Annotated in this window: 15 protein-coding genes; 8 read left to right on the top strand and 7 right to left on the bottom strand. The window is 57.4% G+C overall.

From position 1 onward, the window contains the following. Positions 1-17 precede the first annotated feature (17 nt). The 3 genes from ispD to Pan97_RS20480 all read left to right on the top strand — a co-directional run bounded on the left by ispD (position 18) and on the right by Pan97_RS20480 (position 3,035). Positions 18-704 (top strand): 2-C-methyl-D-erythritol 4-phosphate cytidylyltransferase, encoded by a 687-nt coding sequence (gene ispD / locus Pan97_RS20490; RefSeq protein ID WP_196782168.1) that lies wholly within the window; start codon positions 18-20, stop codon positions 702-704. A gap of 107 nt (positions 705-811) precedes the next feature. Then, positions 812-2,098: a tyrosine--tRNA ligase gene (gene tyrS, locus Pan97_RS20485; protein WP_144975857.1), complete on the top strand. Its 1,287-nt coding sequence runs from the start codon at positions 812-814 to the stop codon at positions 2,096-2,098. 199 nt (positions 2,099-2,297) lie between these two features. Then, positions 2,298-3,035 carry a hypothetical protein gene (locus Pan97_RS20480; protein ID WP_144975855.1) on the top strand — a complete coding sequence of 246 codons (738 nt, stop codon included), beginning with the start codon at positions 2,298-2,300 and terminating at the stop codon, positions 3,033-3,035. Here Pan97_RS20480 and Pan97_RS20475 read toward each other — a convergent pair. The 3 genes from Pan97_RS20475 to Pan97_RS20465 all read right to left on the bottom strand — a co-directional run bounded on the left by Pan97_RS20475 (position 2,984) and on the right by Pan97_RS20465 (position 6,936). Then, complete coding sequence (locus tag Pan97_RS20475) at positions 2,984-3,355, bottom strand: DNA polymerase ligase N-terminal domain-containing protein (protein WP_144975853.1); 372 nt, start codon at positions 3,353-3,355, stop codon at positions 2,984-2,986. The genes Pan97_RS20480 and Pan97_RS20475 overlap by 52 nt on opposite strands. 4 nt (positions 3,356-3,359) lie before the next feature. After that, the gene (locus tag Pan97_RS20470; RefSeq protein ID WP_165698875.1) at positions 3,360-5,843 is read right to left on the bottom strand and encodes a COG1361 family protein; all 2,484 of its coding nucleotides are present in this window, start codon (positions 5,841-5,843) and stop codon (positions 3,360-3,362) included. A gap of 220 nt (positions 5,844-6,063) precedes the next feature. Beyond that, positions 6,064-6,936: a hypothetical protein gene (locus Pan97_RS20465; RefSeq protein ID WP_144975849.1), complete on the bottom strand. Its 873-nt coding sequence runs from the start codon at positions 6,934-6,936 to the stop codon at positions 6,064-6,066. Positions 6,937-7,305: 369 nt separating this feature from the next. On the opposite strand from Pan97_RS20465, the gene Pan97_RS20460 reads away from it, so the two are divergent. The 3 genes from Pan97_RS20460 to Pan97_RS20450 all read left to right on the top strand — a co-directional run bounded on the left by Pan97_RS20460 (position 7,306) and on the right by Pan97_RS20450 (position 10,804). Further along, the gene (locus Pan97_RS20460) at positions 7,306-9,195 is read left to right on the top strand and encodes a hypothetical protein (RefSeq protein WP_144975848.1); all 1,890 of its coding nucleotides are present in this window, start codon (positions 7,306-7,308) and stop codon (positions 9,193-9,195) included. Positions 9,196-9,364: 169 nt separating this feature from the next. Then, complete coding sequence (locus Pan97_RS20455) at positions 9,365-9,841, top strand: hypothetical protein (RefSeq protein ID WP_144975846.1); 477 nt, start codon at positions 9,365-9,367, stop codon at positions 9,839-9,841. A 306-nt stretch (positions 9,842-10,147) separates the two neighbouring features. Beyond that, entirely contained in the window at positions 10,148-10,804 is a 657-nt protein-coding gene (locus tag Pan97_RS20450) for a hypothetical protein (RefSeq protein ID WP_144975844.1), read from the top strand. A gap of 168 nt (positions 10,805-10,972) precedes the next feature. On the opposite strand, the gene Pan97_RS20445 is transcribed toward Pan97_RS20450, so the two are convergent. Next, positions 10,973-12,304, bottom strand: coding sequence for a dihydroorotase (locus tag Pan97_RS20445; protein ID WP_144975843.1), 1,332 nt, complete (start codon positions 12,302-12,304; stop codon positions 10,973-10,975). 465 nt (positions 12,305-12,769) lie between these two features. On the opposite strand from Pan97_RS20445, the gene ccsA reads away from it, so the two are divergent. Together ccsA and hemA are read left to right on the top strand one after the other, a co-directional pair. Beyond that, entirely contained in the window at positions 12,770-13,666 is an 897-nt protein-coding gene (ccsA, locus tag Pan97_RS20440) for a cytochrome c biogenesis protein CcsA (protein ID WP_144975841.1), read from the top strand. Next, entirely contained in the window at positions 13,663-14,937 is a 1,275-nt protein-coding gene (hemA, locus tag Pan97_RS20435; RefSeq protein WP_144975839.1) for a glutamyl-tRNA reductase, read from the top strand. Before ccsA ends, hemA begins: the two co-directional genes overlap by 4 nt. A gap of 189 nt (positions 14,938-15,126) precedes the next feature. Here hemA and Pan97_RS20430 read toward each other — a convergent pair whose 3' ends face one another. The 3 genes from Pan97_RS20430 to Pan97_RS20420 form a co-directional block, all read right to left on the bottom strand. Next, complete coding sequence (locus Pan97_RS20430) at positions 15,127-16,200, bottom strand: DUF932 domain-containing protein (protein ID WP_144975838.1); 1,074 nt, start codon at positions 16,198-16,200, stop codon at positions 15,127-15,129. Positions 16,201-16,344: 144 nt separating this feature from the next. After that, entirely contained in the window at positions 16,345-17,559 is a 1,215-nt protein-coding gene (locus Pan97_RS20425) for a DEAD/DEAH box helicase (protein ID WP_144975836.1), read from the bottom strand. A 200-nt stretch (positions 17,560-17,759) separates the two neighbouring features. Beyond that, positions 17,760-18,173 (bottom strand): YraN family protein, encoded by a 414-nt coding sequence (locus Pan97_RS20420; protein WP_144975834.1) that lies wholly within the window; start codon positions 18,171-18,173, stop codon positions 17,760-17,762. Between the last annotated feature and the right edge of the window lie 10 nt (positions 18,174-18,183).

The raw sequence follows: 18,183 nt of genomic DNA, 5'->3' as shown, positions 1-18,183 counted from the left end.
TTGAAAGGACCGCATCGTTGATCAAATTCAGTGTCATTCTACCTGCCGCCGGCCGTAGTACTCGTTTCGGCGGCGGCCAGCTGAAGAAAGTCTATGTGCCGCTACTCGGCCAGCCAGTCTGGCTGCACAGTGCCAGGCGGTTTGCCGCGCGGCCTGACGTGAGTGGCGTGGTCATCGTCATTTCTCAGGATGACGAGTCGTACTTCCGCGAACAGTTCGGTGGCGTCTGTGATGAGCTAGGCATTCAGATCGTTTTGGGAGGAGAAACCCGCACCGACTCGATCGCCCATGGAATCGACGCGTTGGACTCCCTTAGCGAGTTCATCGCCATTCACGATGCGGCCCGGCCTGGCATCGACGACGCAATGATCGACGCGGTATTCAACAGCGCAGCAGGCAGCGGGGCCGCGATCCTTGCTTTGCCGGTACCAGGCACGCTCAAACGCGTTTCGATCGAAGGGAAGATCGTCGAAACGGTTCCTCGCGAAGGGATCTGGGAGGCGCAAACTCCCCAGGTCTTCCGGCGGCAGTTGATTCTCGAGGCGTACGATAAGTTTCGTCGTGAGCCTGCCACCGACGATGCCAGCCTGGTCGAACGCCTGGGGCACCAGGTGTCGGTGGTTCGCGGTGGGATGAAGAATCTGAAGATCACCACCAAGGAGGATCTGGCCGTGGCCGAGCGGCTTCTGGCCGACCTAAGTTGAACCTGGGAAGCTGTTTCGGTGTCGTCCCGTAGTTCCTTGGGGCAATTTTTCTTAGAATGCCCGTTTCTAATGGCAATGAAACCCTTAACGGCGGCGATCCTGGGCAGATGAACGATATTTTCGCAGAACTCTCGTGGCGTGGTCTGATCAATCAAACGACCGGGGACGACTCGTTCGGCTCCTGGCTGAATGAGCAGCCGCGCACCGTCTACGCTGGGTTCGACCCAACGGCCGAGAGCCTGCACGTGGGGCATATGCTGCCGCTGATGCTGCTTCGCCGCTTTCAAGCCGCCGGGCATAAGCCGATCGCTTTGGTCGGTGGTGCGACCGGTATGATCGGCGATCCCAGTGGCAAGAGCGCCGAACGTAATCTGCTGTCGGTCGAACAACTGCGAGCCAACGTCGAGGCGATCAAGGTCCAAATGGGGCAGTTCCTCGACTTCGATGAATCAGGCAGCGGTGCCGTGCTGGTCAACAACTTTGACTGGATGCAAAGCTTCAGCTACCTCGACTTCCTGCGTGACATCGGGAAGAACTTCCCGGTCAACGTCATGATGGCGAAGGACTCAGTCAAAGGTCGCTTGGAGCGGGACGACGCCGGGCTCAGCTACACCGAATTCAGCTACATGCTGCTTCAGGCATACGACTTCGTGCACCTGTTCGACAAACATGGCTGCACGCTGCAAATCGGCGGAAGTGATCAGTGGGGGAACATCACCGCCGGGATCGACCTGGGACGTCGCATGCGATCGGCTCAGCTGCAAGGCATGACCTGTCCCCTGCTGACCAAAAGCGACGGAACGAAGATGGGCAAGACCGAGTCAGGTGCCCTTTGGCTTTCGCCTGATCGCACGAGCCCCTACGCGTTCTACCAATATTGGATCAACGTCGCCGATGAGGATGCCGGCAAGTGCTTGCGTTTTCTGACCGAGCTTAATCGCGAAGAGATTGAATCGCTCGATAAAGCTCGTCAGGAAGAACCGCACAAGCGGGAAAGCCAGAAGCGATTGGCCGAAGCGCTGACCGAACTGGTGCATGGCGCCGAAGGGGTAACAAGTGCCCAGCGCGCGACCGAGATTTTTTTCGGGGGTGAAATCGACAACCTGAGCGACAAGCAGCTCATCGAGATCTTCGCGGACGTTCCGAGCCAAGAGTTGAGTCGTGATCGATTGACCAGTGATGATGGATTGAACATCGTCGATGCGTTGGTCGAATCAGGCCTCTGCAAAAGTAAAGGGGATGCCCGTCGAACGATTTCGCAGGGCGGAGCCTACGTCAACAACCGCCGCGTGGAAGAGGTCGAGAAGTCTCTGGGAACCGAAGACCTGGCCAGCGAAACCGTCATGGTGCTTCGCAGCGGGAAGAAGAAATACGCCTTGCTGCGATTTGCCTAAGGTTTGTCGGCACTTATATCCTAAGGGCCTTCCAGGCCTTAAGAGTCCCTCTTGGACTCGATAAAGCTGCTAGCGATCCGCCGATTCAAATTGACGACGGCCTGTCAAACTCCTACCATTCCCGCAGGCGGTTCGGTTTTGGGGTGGGGCATTCTCCCTGACAGCTAGGTCGACGGTGGCGCGCAAGAAAACGTTTTTAGTGGTGTTCGTTGTAGCGGCCGTGTTGATCGCGGCGGTGGCCGGTTCGGTCTACAACGCCACGCAGCACGTGCCTGACTTCTACACCGAAGCCCTCTACGTCGAGCCGACCACCGCTCATGAAACGGGCGAAGTTCTGGAAGAGCAAGTCTTTGCGTTTTCCAACCAGGTGAAAAAACCTCGAACTTGGTCGTTGCGTCTGACCGACAGGCAGATCAACAGTTGGCTGGCTGCCGATCTGAAAGAGAAGTTCCCCGAGCTTCTGCCTGAGCACATCGAAGATCCCCGTATCGCCGTGAAAGGGAAGACGCTCTTGGTCGGGTGCAAATACAACGGACAGTCGCTCAATTCGATTCTGGCCGTCTCGCTCGATTGTTTCCTGGTCGAAGGAGAGCCCAACGTCGTCGGGGTCCAGCTTCACAACGTAACGGCCGGAGCCTTGCCGATCCCGATTGGTCAGCTTCTTTCTGAAATCGATACCTATGCTAATAAGGCCGAAATCCCGATCCGCTGGCAGCAGCGCGATGGGGACCCGGTGGCTTTGATTACGATCCCCAGCACCGGTAAGGAGATCGAAGGGGAAATCCGGATCGACGCCCTCGAGTTCAAGGACGGCGAGATCTTACTCTCCGGCGAAACGATCAAGACCAAAGAAGAACTGAAAGAAAAAGTGGTCGAAGGGGCCAATCAAGACGCGCCTGAGCCGTCGCCGCTGCTAGAGCCCCCTTCGGAATCTTGAACCTGCAGAATCAATCGCCCCTGCAGCCGCGCGCCTTGCAGGTGAACCGTTACCAGGTCGTCTTGCCGAATGATCCAGTTGAACGTCCCTTCGTCGGCCCGGGTCACTTCGCCGCGGTTGTCGGAGATCGGGCCTTCGTAATCAAGATAGATCATCCGGTGATCGAAGTCGGCAATCGCCGTCGCCGGCTCGCCCACGCTGGGGAAGTTCCAGAGCGTGTAGGTCTTCAGCACGTCCCCATCTTCGAGAAGCAGATCGTAATGATCCGGCTTCTCAGCATTCTCAGGCGTGATGTGGTGCAGGATGGCGAAGCGAGGCATGGTATCAGTATACGGTCGTATCTTCCTGGACCGAAACTCCTTGCGGGGATCGTTGGCTGCGAACTTCAACCTTGACGATCTTCTTGCCAGGCGTGGCGGTCTGGATATCGACCTGGAAACTGACCGCCTCTCCGGCCCGGAGGTATTGCAGCGGCTGCACGCCCACGGTCAGTCCATCCGGCGATTGCGATACTTGCGGATTCACCGGACCGTTGAGCCTTAGGAACCGCATCCCCTCGCCAAGTCGCAGCATGATCTGAACGTTCTGATCGTCGACGTTACGACCGTTCTTGATCGTCAGATAGTAGCGAACATTCTGTCCGGCCGGGATGCCGTCTTGCAGTTCGGTGAGGGTCACTTCCAGTTGGCCGGTGACGGGCTGATTGCCGCCGCCACCATTCTGTCCGTTCTGACCAACCGCCGGTGGAGGTTCGGCGGCTGGCTGGCTAGACGGCGTGACCGACGTGCATGTCTGGGCGTTCTGCGTAATCCCCTCATCGGTTCGAGCCGAGATGCGATTGCATGCCTGACCCACGGGGCGATTGGCCTGGCACTGAACTTCCAGGATGGCCTGTTGGTTTGGCAGGATGCGCGGGAACGTCCAGATCACCTTGTTCTGTTCGTCGCGGGCCGGATCGGTTCGTCCCGTGATTTGGAACTCGGGATCGATCAGTTCCTCGACCACCACGTTGGTCAGTGGCGTCGCACCGGTATTGGTTAGCACCGCACGGAACAGGATCGGTTGGCCTACTTCGCGGCTGGCTGGGGCTCGCAGTTCCAGTGTGAAGGTCGGTTCCGGAGGTGGTGGATTGACGGAAACACAGGCCGTGGAAGACTTCCCTTGCACCCCGTCGGCCGAGACCGTCAATCGGTGGCAGAAGCGTCCTGGCGTCTGGGTTTGGAAGTTCAAGCGAATCTTCTTGGCCTGGCCGATACCGAGCGTACCCAGGTCGTTGAAGATTGGGCTCTGCTGGTTTGGATAAAGCAAACCATCGTCGAAGACGTCTTCCAACTTCAAATTGGTCAGCGGCCTGTCACCGGTGTTCTGGATCGTCACTTCGTACACGACGGGGTCGCCCACGGTAACGGCTTCGGGGCCGGTCATTTCCAGGTGAATCGCATCGACCGAGATTTGCGTGCTGGTGCAATCTTCGCTTCGCAGTCCTGGCTCGGCGGTGGCGGTCACGCAGTTTTGAATGGTGCCGGATTGCTGGACGCGGGTCGTCAGCGAGATCTGGCGGAAGCCGCGGGCCTCGAGGTCGCCGATCGCCCATTCCAAGCGGTTACCCATTTGCTGAGCGGCCGGAACACTCGATTCGTACGCCAGCCCAGGCGGCAGGATCACGCTGACTAAGGTGTTGCGTGCGGCGACGTCGCCGGCGTTCTGGACGTTGATATTGTAAACGGCCTGGGCGTTGAACTCGGCAACCTGCGGACCGGTCATGTCGACGGCCAACTGCGGAGCACTCCACGTGACGGTCGTCACGCTGGAGCCAAGCATCAGGTTCTCGGCGTTGCTCTCAGGATCCAAGTTAGGCTGAATGATCGTCACACGTACCTGGGCGGTACCTGGCTGATTGGAAAGAGGTGCCAGTTCGACCGTGGCGAAACCGTTGGCATCGCTGCGCGTTTCGATTGGAGCCCCTTGTTCGGCAGGGCGACCATTGACCAGGAACGCGGAAGCTGGGCCATCGAGGACTTCGTATTGAACCTTCCATCCTTCGACCGGCTGGCGATTGGTTTGACGCAGCACCGTCGTGGTGAGCACGGCCTTGTCGCCTGCGGGAACGACGACCGGGGCAGGGAATTGCCACTGGGCGTCGACCCAATAGATGGTTGCCGTTTGTTGGCGTGCCGGCCAGTTCTCGAAGGTCGGCGCCAAAGCGGTCACGCGGCTCACACCAGGGGAAGCGGAACTGACCGACATCCAGGTTTGCCCCTTCAACACGCGCACATCGTCACCGGGAAGTTCGGTGCCGCGGTCAATCGTTTTATCGCAAAGCAGGGTGCTGCTGGTCGCGAAGTCCGGGCCTTGCACGCCGTAGTTTCGGTTCGACACCAGGTCGAACATGTTCGAGTCTTTGCCCACTTCGGTGATATAGCCGACGCTCTCACGCGACAGAATCCAATTCACCGGGCGGCCTGCTTCGTGCAGGTGCTTCTTACGGTTTAGACCAGCAACCAGCACCACTTCAGTACCGACCGGAGCGACGACGCGCGAAGGGGAAAGCTGTAGGGCCTCAGTATCGACAAGGCCCTTGGGGGGAGCAGGCAGGGGTGTCAGGGGCGTGACACCAGGGGCGGGGCAGGGGGAAAGAGGAGCTGGCTGCTGGAACGCAGGCTGCTGATTGAAACAGCCCAAGTTGCAATCGACCGGGGTTGTGTCCTGGGCGAAGATACGCTGTCCTGTCGGATCGATGCGAGGGACGCGAAGCGGCGCGCAGCCTGAGCTGACGATCGCAATCCATAGCGTCGTAAGGAGCAACATTCGCTTCGTGCTAGTTGACCACCGCATGACTGTTTCCAAAACTCAGACGTGGAGTTCCCGACGTAGCTTGCCCAGAATGACAAGCCGTGAAAACTTAGCACGCGGTTAGGCAACATGCGGTGTTTTTTCATCATGCGATGTTGAGAAAAAACAACACGACCCGTGTGGTTACGCGAACGACACGGGTCGTCATGGTTATTCCGATTGAAGCGGCAGCGGCTTAGCGGTTGCGAGCAAAGATGCCGGTCGCATACCAGATGCCGTTGCGGCCACGCTTCATGTCGTAGCCGTAGTAAACATTACTGTCGCTGACGGCCGACCAGTGGCCGGACGAATGTCGCCAGCTGCGAACGCATTCGATCGCGGCGTCTTCCAACCGTTGACCTGGCCAGCTTTCCGCGCAAACTTCGGTGGGAACCAGCCCGCCGGGAAGCTGCGCCTTGATCTGGTGGAAACGCGATTCCCACTGATGATGCCCTTGCAGCTGCATGTTAGCCTGGTTGCGACTGTGCCGGAAGGTTTCCAGTGCTAGCAGCCGGCGGAAGATTCCCTTGGTGCTGCGCGGCTTTTCAGGATGCATCCGCACGGCGTAAATCAGCGTCCGCTGAGTAAGCGAGCCAGGGGGCAACGTCAGGATGACTTCCATCTCTTGCACCGTACGACCGTGAGTCGAACGAAAATTGAACTGGCTGACGACCTGGCCGTACTGCGAGGGATCGTTGTTGGTGTAGTCGACGATCGCGATGCCGGCGTTTCCGTACATGTAGCTGAACGCTCCATGATTCAAGATACGCGTGGGCTTGCCGTCGATTTTCACATTGGCATCCACCGAGAGTTTAGCAACGACGTAGTTTTCCAGCAGCTCGCTGACGCGACGATCAGTGAGGATTTCGGACTCGAAGCGCGTTGCAGCGTTGGATTCATCGCCAAAAACGATGAACAACATTTTCTTTTCTGCCGTGGCGGCTTTGACGGCACTCGAATAATCGTTGTGCCATGGGGATTCCGAGGTTTCCGCCGTTGCGGTGCTGGTCCAACTTGCCAAAAGCAGAAGACCGGCCAGCAGGCAAAAGTAGCGAAGCGAAATGTTCATGGAGATCGGGGGAGGTTAAAGGAAGACTTAGCGATGGTACAGGATCCAGCATTTAGGCAGAGAAAGCTGAATATATCGGTCAAGTTGTCTACGTAAAGGTAAGTGGGTGAGTTGTAGCAGTCAATCTACTAGTACCGCCCAAGACAGTGGAGAGATGGAATTTCCTCAGATCTTTGCCCGGACGTTAATTTGGGTATTGTACGAAATATAGAAAAAGGGTGTGGTCTTGGAATTGTTTGTGTATTAGGCGGCTTTTCGAAGGAATGCTGGCGATGAAAGCTTCACGAGATCACCTAATCGGTATATCTTGTGGGCTGCCTAAACCTCACAAACCGTATTCAGCCCCTTCCCCCACGGATGAGGAACATCATGATTTGGAATCTACGGCGTACGGCGGCGCATTTGTTTGTGATCCTGGCTTCAGGATTCCTTCTCTTCACGGGCAATGCCCTGGCTCAAGAGCCAACTCCTGCTGGTGATCTGACGCAAACCATCGAAGACGCGAAAACAGGCTTCAAGCCTGTCACGCAAGACGATGTTGCCGCTGCGAAATCGACGCTTCAAGCCAAACTCAATTCGCTGCAAGCCTTGCTTTCCAATGGTTCGTCCGAAAACGAACAAGCTTGGAAGGCCTTTTTGCGATGGGACGACCTCAAGACTCAACTGTCGGCCGAAAAGCCAGACATGCGAACCTTGGAAGAAATCTATCTGAAATTCAAGGGTTCGTATGCGGGCCTTGACAAGAAGCAGGTCGTTGCTGCCCGCCAGGCGCTGCGGACGTACATCAACCTGGCCTACTTCGCTCAGGTCGATCAGTACAAGCAGCAGTTCGACATGCAGATTAAAACGCTCAGCGACGCGGTAAAACGTTATGAGACCATGGCCACCGGCGACGATGCCCGCGCGATCGGGGCGATCCTCGGTTGGTTCGAGCAAGGGGAGCAAGTCCCTGATGCGCTGAAAATGATCCGAAATAAGTTGGATCAACCCAATCTCTATGCTTCGGTTTCCCGTGAATTGATTGCCAGCGGCATCCGTCGCCCGGTCGATCAGGTGAATCCCGTCCACGAGATCATCCTCGGTACGGACGTCCACGGAACCGCGCACATGGTGGGGGATGTCGACGTGAACCTTGTCCCGAGCAAGAACAAAGGGCTGATCGAGCTGTCGCTGACCGGGACCGTTACCTCAGACAACGTCGGCGTGAATGGTCCAGCGACGATTTACTCGACCGGCTTTAGCACCATCGGGGCCAGCAAACTGCTGAGCGTTGATCAAGATGGCTTGACCCCCAATCCATCGGTCGCCCATGCCAATACCAGCACGACCTTCAATGCCATTTGTGCCAGGATGCGTCTGGTACAGAAGATCGCCACCAAACGAGCCTATCAGCAGAAATCGCAGGCTGAAGCGATTGCATCGGATCGAACCGAGTTCCGCATTCAAGGCCGTTTCGATAACGAAACGAAAGATCTGGTCGCCGATGCCAACACTCGGCTAAAGGAAAAGTTGTACCGGCCGCTGATCGGTCGCGATGAATTTCCGGACGAGATCAACGTTTCGACGACGACCGAGCACTTGAACCTCGAAGTGATGCAGGCCAGCCAGTCGCAATTGGCCGCCCCTGGTCCGGCTCCCCCTACCGAAGACGATGAGGCTGACCTGACCTTGAAACTGCACGAATCGATCGTCAATAACTATGGCGAAACGTTCCTGGCCGGCGTGAAATTAACCGATGAAAAGCTGGTCGAGCTGCTCCAGGAACGCGGCGCCGAGATTCCGGAAGAACTTCAGATCACGCCCGATACCGACCCCTGGTCGATCACGTTTGACTACAAGAGTCCGATCCAGATTGTGTTCGACAACGACACCGTCAAGATCGGCATCCGCGGCCGGCAGTTCACCCGCGGCGACAATGAAGTGAACCGCACCATCTCGATCAGCGCGGATTACAAGATCGAAAAGGGAGAGAGCGGCACGCTGCTAACCCGCACCGGCGACGTGGTCGTCGATTTTCCCACTCAGGAACGCCTGGGGCCACTCGATCTGACCGCCAAGACCTTCCTGCGAAAGAAGTTTGAAGCGGTCTTCAAGCAAGAGATCGTTGGCGAAGGGATCAAGCTCGAAGGCCAATGGGAGAAGGCCGGCACCCTCCGCATCTCGTCCCTGGCCGTCACGCCAGGCTGGTTTGTGGGTAGCTGGAGACTGGAAGCTCCGCAGCCAACCGCTGCGACAGCGACCACTTCTGTGGTAGACTAAGCCGCGTCGCGAGTTTTCAGTGGGAAGTGTTCAGCTTTCAGTAAGAGACGCGTTCGATGCGAACCGTCGCTTGGGTTACCGATGTCGCAGGATGTCGGAACTGATCTCTTCACTGAAAACTGAAAACTGAAATCTGAAAACTTCAAACTTAAGCTCCAAAGGAGCGCCCATGGACCGTTGGGTAGAAATTCAATTCGACTGTCTTCCGCTGCGCAGCATTGATCGGCTCGACATTCCGATGGATGCCTCGCCGAATTTTCAGCAGCATTGTCTTCGCGTGAAAGCGGCCATGGAAAAGCATGGTTCGCATAACACGTACTATCTGCACAACGCTCAGTGTACCTACCATTTGCTGAATCACCCGGTCGACGGGATGATCCAGTTCAAGTTCCACGGCACCGTCATGACCGACGAAAACGACATGAACACCCGTGGTAGTGACCTGGAAGTGGAACTGGTCAAAGAAACATGTACCTGGCTATCGGAACCGATCGTGCACTGGTTCCAGGAAACGGTCCAGCGCAGCGTGGCCGTCGAGTTCGACCACTACATCCAAGCGGGCGATCTGAAGAAAACCGAAGAACGAATCGCCAAGATCAAGCAAGAAAGCGAGTCGGACGAAGGTTTCCTGGGGATGTATCTGTAAGCGAAGACTCGCCGAAAAAAAATCTCCAAGCGCACTATCTTACTGATGCGCTTCTCCTTTAAATTGCACATACACCCTGCGGATCACTCCGTATTCCAGGTGCAACGAGCATGTCTTCACGACATGTGAAGAATGGATCTGTGTACCACTGGCCTCTGGCCAGTGTCTTCGAAGATATAAGTTCAAGTGGGTTTACGTGTACCCACATCGCACTGGCCAGAGGCCAGTTGCACGCGTCTGGAAGATATTCCTGTCCCCCTTTCAGGGCTTCCGAAGTTTTTACCCGTCATCCAAACGAAAATCATCGTGTCCTACGCCAACGCTCCACAACCCGAACCGCATGGATCGTTCTCGCAAGAGAACGCTCCCCAGGTGGTCGTGCGCGCTGGCAAGACCTTTGTGTGCTCGGCCTGCGGGACGCTGGTAGAAGTGCCTGCGGATGTCGTCGGGCAACTGGTAATTGCGGTCGGTCCTTCACCGCAGGATACCACTGGCGGCGAATCATTCGCCCGGGAAGAAGAGCCAATTCCCAAGAATCCAGCTCATCGTAAACCCCAGCCCCAGCCGGTTCTCACCAGGGAACCACGGTCGAGTTCACAAGAGCCGCTACCTGATCGGCCAAAAAGCCTGAAAAGGCCCCAGGCAGACGCTTTCACAAGCCAGATCATCGACGGCCTCCGCGTTCCTTCGGCCAACCAGTTGGATCGCGCGCTGGCGTGGGTGACGTTTCACCTGAAGGTCCTCGACCGGCAAGGGAGCGAACTGAAACGGCTGCAGAAGCTGCTCAAGCAACAACCAGCGCCGCGCCCACGTCCGCATCAGCATGCGAAGTGGGAAGGCGTGCATCAACAGGGTGACTGTGCGAGTCATACCCTGCCAGCGCATGCTCATGAAGATGTGAGCATGCGACCCGCGCAGAGGCCGAATGGTTCAAACCCAGCGAAAGAACGGGGGCCTCCGTGAAAAATCTTCTCCCCACTCCCTCGCAGGGAGAGGGTTTCTTGAGCGAGGTTTGCGTGGAATCGCCGAGTATGAGTTCCATTCCGATGGAACGGTATTCGCGCATGCGCGATATCCTCGCGGTCGTCCCCTAAGGGGCTGACATTTGATTGCGTCGCGGAAGTGTCGAGTCTACTCGACCCCTTCCCAGTACCCACCACGGTCATGGTCGAACATCGCTTCGACCCCCATGCGGGATTCGTCGAACTTGCCGTCGCGGTAGACTTCCTTGCCGCAGACCCACGTTCGCATCGGCCAGCCGGTGACTTCGCGGCCTTCGAAAGGTGTCCAGCGGCACTTGGATTCCATCTGTGGGCCATGGATGACCTGGGTCTTGTTCATGTCGATCAGCACCAGGTCGGCGTCGTAGCCCACTTCGATGCGCCCCTTTTCCAGGATGTCCCAAACCAAAGCCGGGCCTTCGCACATCCAGTGGACGACGTCCTCGATGGTGCACTTGTCCTTGGCAACCATGTCCAGCATCAGCGGCAGGGCCGTGTCGACGCCTGGGACGCCGCTTGGCGTTTCCGGATAGCGACCGCACTTTTCTTCCCAAGTATGTGGGGCGTGATCGGTCGCGACGATCTGGATTTTGTCGTCCAAGAGGGCCTGGAACAGGGCTTCGTTATCTTCCTTCGTCTTGAGGGAAGGGTTCATCTGGGCCAGCGTGCCCAGGTTCATATAGTCGTCAATGTTGAGGAACAAGTGATGCGGCGTCACTTCTGCGGTGATCACGTCGGCGTGATCTTCGAAGATATCCACCGAGGCTCCAGCACTCACGTGGCAGATGTGCAGGCGGTGCTTGTATTCGCGAGCCAGCTCGCAGGCCCGCTTCACCGAGGCGACTTCGGCCTCGACGCTGCGGATCTTGGAATGGTCCAGTACGTTGCGCGTGCCGGTCAATTCCTGCTTCATCTTTTCGATGATGGTTTCGTCTTCGGCATGCACGGCGATCGGCAGCTTGGTTTCCGCGAAGATCGCTTCCAACAGGCCTGGATCGGTCAGGGCCATGTCGCCGGTGCTGCTGCCCATGTAGATCTTGATGCCAGGCGTGCGGGTACCCTTCTTGAGTTCTTCCATGTTCTGCAACGTGGCACCCAGGAAGAAGCCGTAGTTCACGATGCTTTTGTTGGCGGCCAGGGTGAGCTTCTCTTCCAGAAGCTTCTGCGAAACGGTGGCCGGGTTGGTGTTGGGCATTTCCAGGAAGGTGGTGATTCCACCCTTGGCACAGGCCCGGCTACCGCTGCGAAGGTCTTCCTTGCTGGTCAGGCCTGGGTCGCGCATGTGAACGTGAGCGTCGATCACGCCGGGGATCAGCGTCATGCCGTAGGCGTAGATGGTCTCGTCGACTTTCACCGATTCGGCCGGATCGATATCGGCGATTTGAGCTCCATCAATCAGGATGGAGGTCTTTTGGGGTCCATCCGGCAGCACTACGGTGGCGTTCTTAATCAGCGTTTTCATTCAATATCCTGCGGTCGAAAACGATTAGGCCCACGATCAAGTAGGGAGTGGCCGAGTACGAAAGAATCTATCGGCGTGTGAGCGTGGGGCGCGAGATTGTCTGGGCTACGGCCTTGGTTCTGGGGTGCACGATAGATCCCCGAAGCCAGAACGTAAACGACTACTATAAGATGTTTCGCCCCCTCATGAAAGCGGTGTCAATACGGACAAAAGCAATGCCAGTGCCGTTAAAGTACGTGGTAAACCGCACAAACAGCGTTTCTTGCCCTTCAATCGGCGTCTATCACGCTCAGGGGAGTTACCCTTTTGGGGTCCCTATATCTAGAATAAGTGAGTCGACTTTACCCACCTTCGCAGGAAGCCGCCCGAAGATGCTCGATCAAGTGAAGCTGGCGGTGAGCCTGACCGATCCCCATTACGAGAAGCCCAACCCCTTCCCCCCACGAAGGTCCAGTTAGAACGGTCATGCTGTCTGGGATTACCCTGCTTTGTTTTGCATCTTGCTACGCGATTACGCTGGGGCTTGAGGTTGCGCGAATCTGGGTTCGGGCTCGATCCCGGGCAGTCGTTTCTTTGGGGTTTGCGGTCGTGGGGATCGTCACCCACACGCTGTATCTGATTGGCGAGCAACAAGGGGTCATTCAATCGGGACCGATTTCGTCGTGGCACCAGTGGTGCCTGATGGCGGCCTGGGTGCTGATGTCGCTGTTTGTGATCGTGGCGTTCGCCCAACCAGGGACCTCGCTCGGATTATTCCTGCTGCCGATGGTGCTATTGCTGATCGGCGTGGCCTACTTGATGGACCAGGTCGCCCCCTTTGGGGCCAGCACCGCGGCGGAAACCTGGGGCGTGATCCACGGCACGGCGCTACTGGCGGGAACGGTCGTCGTGATGTTGGGATTCGTGACCGGGGTCATGTACCTGATTCAGTCATACCGGCTGAAGCACAAGATGCTGTCCACCGAAGGCTTCAAGCTGCCGAGCCTCGAGTGGCTGGAAACGACCAATCGCCGAGCCTTGGTGATCTCGACCTGTTTGCTGGCTGGCGGGATGTTCGCTGGCATCCTGTTGAAGATAAGCCACAACAGCTTCCCCTGGACCGATCCGGTGATCTGGAGTTCGGCGATTCTGTTTTTGTGGCTGGTGGCGGCAATGATCTTCGAGTTGGTCTATCGCCCGGCCCGACGTGGTCAAAAAGTAGCCTACCTGACGATGGCTAACTTTTTGTTCCTCATGATCGTGTTGGGCCTGATCCTGTTCGGCCCGTCGCAGCATGCTCGGAATTTGGAACATCCCGGCAAACAAGTGAGCACGAGTTCGCTTAAACTGCCCGGCGCCCAGCCAAGGAGCCTCGCCCGATGAAGCTCCACATGATCGGCTGCAGCCACCACAACGCGAAGGTCGAAGTCCGCGAGCGGCTGGCCTTCACCCCAGAGCAAGCCAGGCAGGCCATGCTGCTGCTGCGCGAGCACTACCCCGATACCGAGTCAGTGATTCTCTCGACCTGTAATCGGACCGAGTTTTACACCGCCGCGATCGATCCGACCAAGTTCCCCAGCCACCACGACATGGTCGATTTCCTGGCCCAGTTTCATCAGCTGAAGTCAGAAGAGATCTTCGACAATGTCCTGGAACGCACCGGCGAAGACGTCGTCCGGCATCTCTTCACCGTGGCGGCCAGCCTGGACAGCATGGTCGTTGGCGAGGCCCAGATCTTGTCGCAGGTCAAACAGGCCTACGAGATGGCGACCGATGCCGACTGTGCCGGAACGCTCACGCACAGCGTGTTTCAGGCGGCCATCCACGTCGCCAAACGGGTCCACAACGAAACGAACATCCACCAGAAGCGGGTCAGCATTCCCAGCGTGGCGGTGGGTGAGTTCGCCTCGAGCATCTTCGACCGCTTCGACGACAAGAAGGTGCTGATCATCGGTGCCGGCGAGATGGGGGAAGAGACGCTCAATTACCTGCGTGACATGGGCGTGCGAGACTTCAGCGTCGTGAACCGCAACCTCGAGCGGGGGCAGAAGCTGGCCGATGCGTTCAACGCCGATGCGTTTCCCTGGACGGAACTCACGCGGCAACTGATCCGGGCAGACGTCGTCGTCAGCACGACCGGGGCCACCGAACCGATCATCACGTACGAGCAGTTCCAGGAAGTGGAAACGAAGCGTTATCAAAAGGCGCTGTTCATTTTGGACCTGGCCATCCCGCGTGACTTCGATCCGAAGATCGGCGACTGCGTGGGGGTTTACCTGTTTTCGATCGACGACCTGCAGAAAGCGTGCGAAAAGAACCGTAAGGCCCGAGAACTCGAATGGCCGAAGGCCGAACGCATCGTCGAAAAGGAAACGGCCAAATTCATGGCCGACCTGCACCACCGCGCGACCGGCCCAACGATCAAACGCCTGAAACAGGCCGCCGACGAACTGAAGCAGGACGAACTCAAACGCCTACTCAACAAGATGGAAGGCCTCGATCCGAAGCTGCGGAAAGAGATCGAACGCTCGTTCGATCGCCTGGTCAACAAACTGCTGCACCCGCCGCTGGAATCGCTTCGCGACGACATCGAAAGCGGCGCCCAGGGAGGGCTGCTCGATGCCCTCAAACGCTTGTTCCGGCTGTATGACTAATCAAGGTCATTCCAGCGTCTAGACGACGCGTTTGCTCTTAAGCCCCGGAAGGGCGACAGAAACTGGATTGGCAAGAAACAAAAGCAGGCCGAATCAATTCGGCCCGCCTTCGGGGTCACGGAGGAGAAAAGGAATGGGATTGGTTCTTTATGCGCCTTATAAGCCTTGAGATCGTAACGGACGACTGATCTAATTCACCATCGCACGCGAAGGCTTCTCGTCCGAGACGAAGAAGTCAGCGAACTCCGACCCTTCGCCGGCGGTCCCTTCCATGTCGTATTCGTCCGAGATCAAACTGCCAATGTAGGCTTGTAGCGTTCTGGAGGCCGCTTCATCGGCATGGTGGGTGGCGACTTCGCTGGCGAAGTTGACCAGGTCGTACACGCGGCATTTGGCCGGTAGCACGCGGAGCCGCTTTTCGCTGAGTGCGTCCAGGTTGGTGAGCCCGTACATCTGGTTCATCCGGCCGGTCAGACGATGGAAGTCGGTCAGCACGGTGGGGCGATCGAACGACTTCGAGCGGTCCCAGCGGAACAGCAGCTTGTACAGCTTGTTGCATTCGTTCAGCGAGGCCCACGACGTTTGCGAGCTTTCAAACCGTTGCCGCAGTCCGGCGTACCCTTCGCCATTGTCGTAGCTTTCCAAAGCTCGCGAGATGCAGTGGCCGATATCCTTGCCCAGGCTGATGTCGCTGCGGAAGGCTCGGCTGTAGCCGATCGCTCCGTTGCTGCACAGCATCCGCAAAAACGATAGGTAGATCTTCGGCTGGCTGAACCCGTCGATCGGGGTTTCCATCACGAAGCGATGCTTGAAGCGGTCGCCGCCGATTTCAAAATCGCAGTCACCACTGCGAGGACGATGCGTGCTGGTGATGACCCCTTCAGTGTATTTAATGTCCTTGCCGTCGTATCGATCCAATAGGCCACGAACTTCTTCGTGCGTAATCACGGGGCGTTTGGGGTTGCTGACCGAAAGCAGACGCGGCCCTTTCGCTCCGCCCCGTTCCAGGCAAAAGCGAACCGAATCATTGGGAGCCTTTTCTGAAATCCGCTGAAAGACTTCGCCATGATCGAAGTAGCGGAAGACGCTTTCCGAGAAGCCGAACCGCATGAACATCGACTTCCAGAATCGTTTCGTGGGACGAAGCTTCTCGCCGTGCAGTTCGACGCCAGTCACGTTGACGCGGCCTGACTTCAGATCGCGTTCGGCCTCGACACGAAAGTCAGAAACGCGGGCGTGTCCATATTCAAAATTCCATCGCATGGTAAAGGCTCCGGATAAGTTTGAAGGGTTCTAGTTCAGTGTGAAGTTTTCAGTGTTCAGTTTTCAGCAAAATCATGTCCCCTCTCCCCCGAGGGGGAGAGGGTTAGGGTTAGGGTGAGGGGCGAACGCCACGGCATGTGACGCTTAAAACCGGTTCCGCCGCTGCTCCCACATCGGCCGCGTTTCCTTGAGAGCCGCGACCAGCTTCGGTAAACGTACCTGGGTGCCGGCGATCAGCCTTCGCGATCGCTGGCTGATCGCTTCGATCTGGCGGTTCATCTTGAGGCTGTTCCACTGATCGCCGGCCCACACGTACTGCTCGTTGGCCGCGGCCGTTTTCAGAATCGGATGCGGCGTTTGTTGGCACTGCACCACTTGCTTGAAGGGGTGACTCACGTGCTTTCGGAAGACTCGCCCGCACATTTGAATCGTGCAGGCCTTGCTCGAAGGTCGACAGAACACCGTCTTCAAATCAGGGCAGTCGAACCCTTCGGTCAAGATGTTCATGTTGATCAGCACCTGCAACTTGCCTGAGACGAAGTCGGCCAGCTGCCGATCGCGGTCACTCTTGGCGGTGACGATCTCACTGCGAATGCCGCGGAGCGTCAGCTCTTCCTGGCATTCGACGCATTGGTCGTGGCGGTGGAAGAAGACGATCGACTTCCCCCACCGCTGGATGTCCGACGCGTAGGTTTCCGCGACGGCTCCCGGGGTATATTCAGGAATGGTGTAGTGGTGGTACTCGCTGAGGTAGCCATCTTGAATCAGTTGATGGATGCCTGCGTCGCGAATGACATGATCGAAGCACAGCTTGACGCGATCGCCCCGAAACGGCGTAGCCGTCAGACCGAGGATATACTGCGGGCGAATGGTGCAGTGCAGGTTGGCCATGCTCATCGCCGCATCGTGCTGAGCTTCGTCGACGATCAGCATGTCGACCTTCGGCGGATTCTTGTCGAACATCGAGATCAGTTCCAGCTTCACGTCGAAGCCGCGAGCGATGTTCTCAGCCTGGGCTTGCGACAGAAGATTACGTCGCATCGAAACCCAACCGATCGAAAGACCGAAGTGCTTTTGCATCCACTGGGCAATTGCCAGGCCCATGACCGTCTTCCCGCTACCCGTAGGACTTTCGATCAGGACCGAGGCGTTCGACCCCGCGAATTCATCAAACGGATCCGCGTGTGCACTGACGAGTGCTTGAATAGTTTTCGTCGCGATGCGTACCTGGTACGGACGCGGCTGAGCATCGACACCCTCGAACAAATCTTCCAGCACGGCAAGTTCCGCGAACGCGGCTTTCGTTTCGGTTGATTCTTCGATCCAATCACCCAGTTCCAGGCCAATTCCCAAAGCCATGATAGACCTCTCCATATCTCGACAACGTGATGTGTTTTGTGTCGTGTGCAGCCCGGCGGAAAACCCTTTCCATCCGCGACAAACGTACTATCGAGTTTGCCGGTGACACGTTGGGTCACCTGTTGGCAGGGGGAGAAAAGTTTTTTCAGAAATTGGCGGACGTGCCGCCTAAGTGCCTGGGAAATAGAGGGTTACGGCGATCAGGAAAACATCTGGAACTGCCCGGTCGCTTCAAAGGCGTTTTCGATGTGCGTCAGGGTGGGCTTCGTTTTGTCGTCGGGCCACACGATCGCGATCACGTCGAACCGGGCAGCACAGTTCCCCAGTAGGTCGTGCCGACGCATATAGGCCAGCGCCGCGCGGGTGAGACGTGCTTGTTTGTCTTCATCAACCGCTTCGGTGGGCGTTCCTTTTTCGTCGGCCGCTCTGGTTTTGACTTCGACGAAGACGACGGTCCGCTGTCGGACGGCGACGATATCGAGTTCACCCAGGCGCGTGCGATCTTGCCGGGCAACGATCGTATAACCTTGGCGGCGAAGGTGACGGCATGCCAATGATTCGCCTCGTTCGCCGAGTGACTTGGGTTTCCAGAAGTTACGAATCCAAGTCAACATCGTGCCCACC

The organism is Bremerella volcania (assembly GCF_007748115.1).
Taxonomy (GTDB): domain Bacteria; phylum Planctomycetota; class Planctomycetia; order Pirellulales; family Pirellulaceae; genus Bremerella; species Bremerella volcania.
This window is presented reverse-complemented; position numbering and strand designations above follow the sequence as displayed.

Bases quoted from the DNA above. Each gene is read 5' to 3' on its own strand.
- Pan97_RS20455 (WP_144975846.1), top strand. From the start codon at position 9,365: ATGGACCGTTGGGTAGAAATTCAATTCGACTGTCTTCCGCTGCGCAGC.
- Pan97_RS20420 (WP_144975834.1), bottom strand. From the start codon at position 18,173: ATGTTGACTTGGATTCGTAACTTCTGGAAACCCAAGTCACTCGGCGAA.
- Pan97_RS20470 (WP_165698875.1), bottom strand. From the start codon at position 5,843: ATGTTGCTCCTTACGACGCTATGGATTGCGATCGTCAGCTCAGGCTGC.
- Pan97_RS20445 (WP_144975843.1), bottom strand. From the start codon at position 12,304: ATGAAAACGCTGATTAAGAACGCCACCGTAGTGCTGCCGGATGGACCC.
- ccsA (WP_144975841.1), top strand. From the start codon at position 12,770: ATGCTGTCTGGGATTACCCTGCTTTGTTTTGCATCTTGCTACGCGATT.
- Pan97_RS20465 (WP_144975849.1), bottom strand. From the start codon at position 6,936: ATGAACATTTCGCTTCGCTACTTTTGCCTGCTGGCCGGTCTTCTGCTT.
- hemA (WP_144975839.1), top strand. From the start codon at position 13,663: ATGAAGCTCCACATGATCGGCTGCAGCCACCACAACGCGAAGGTCGAA.
- Pan97_RS20430 (WP_144975838.1), bottom strand. From the start codon at position 16,200: ATGCGATGGAATTTTGAATATGGACACGCCCGCGTTTCTGACTTTCGT.
- Pan97_RS20425 (WP_144975836.1), bottom strand. From the start codon at position 17,559: ATGGCTTTGGGAATTGGCCTGGAACTGGGTGATTGGATCGAAGAATCA.
- Pan97_RS20475 (WP_144975853.1), bottom strand. From the start codon at position 3,355: ATGCCTCGCTTCGCCATCCTGCACCACATCACGCCTGAGAATGCTGAG.
- tyrS (WP_144975857.1), top strand. From the start codon at position 812: ATGAACGATATTTTCGCAGAACTCTCGTGGCGTGGTCTGATCAATCAA.
- Pan97_RS20460 (WP_144975848.1), top strand. From the start codon at position 7,306: ATGATTTGGAATCTACGGCGTACGGCGGCGCATTTGTTTGTGATCCTG.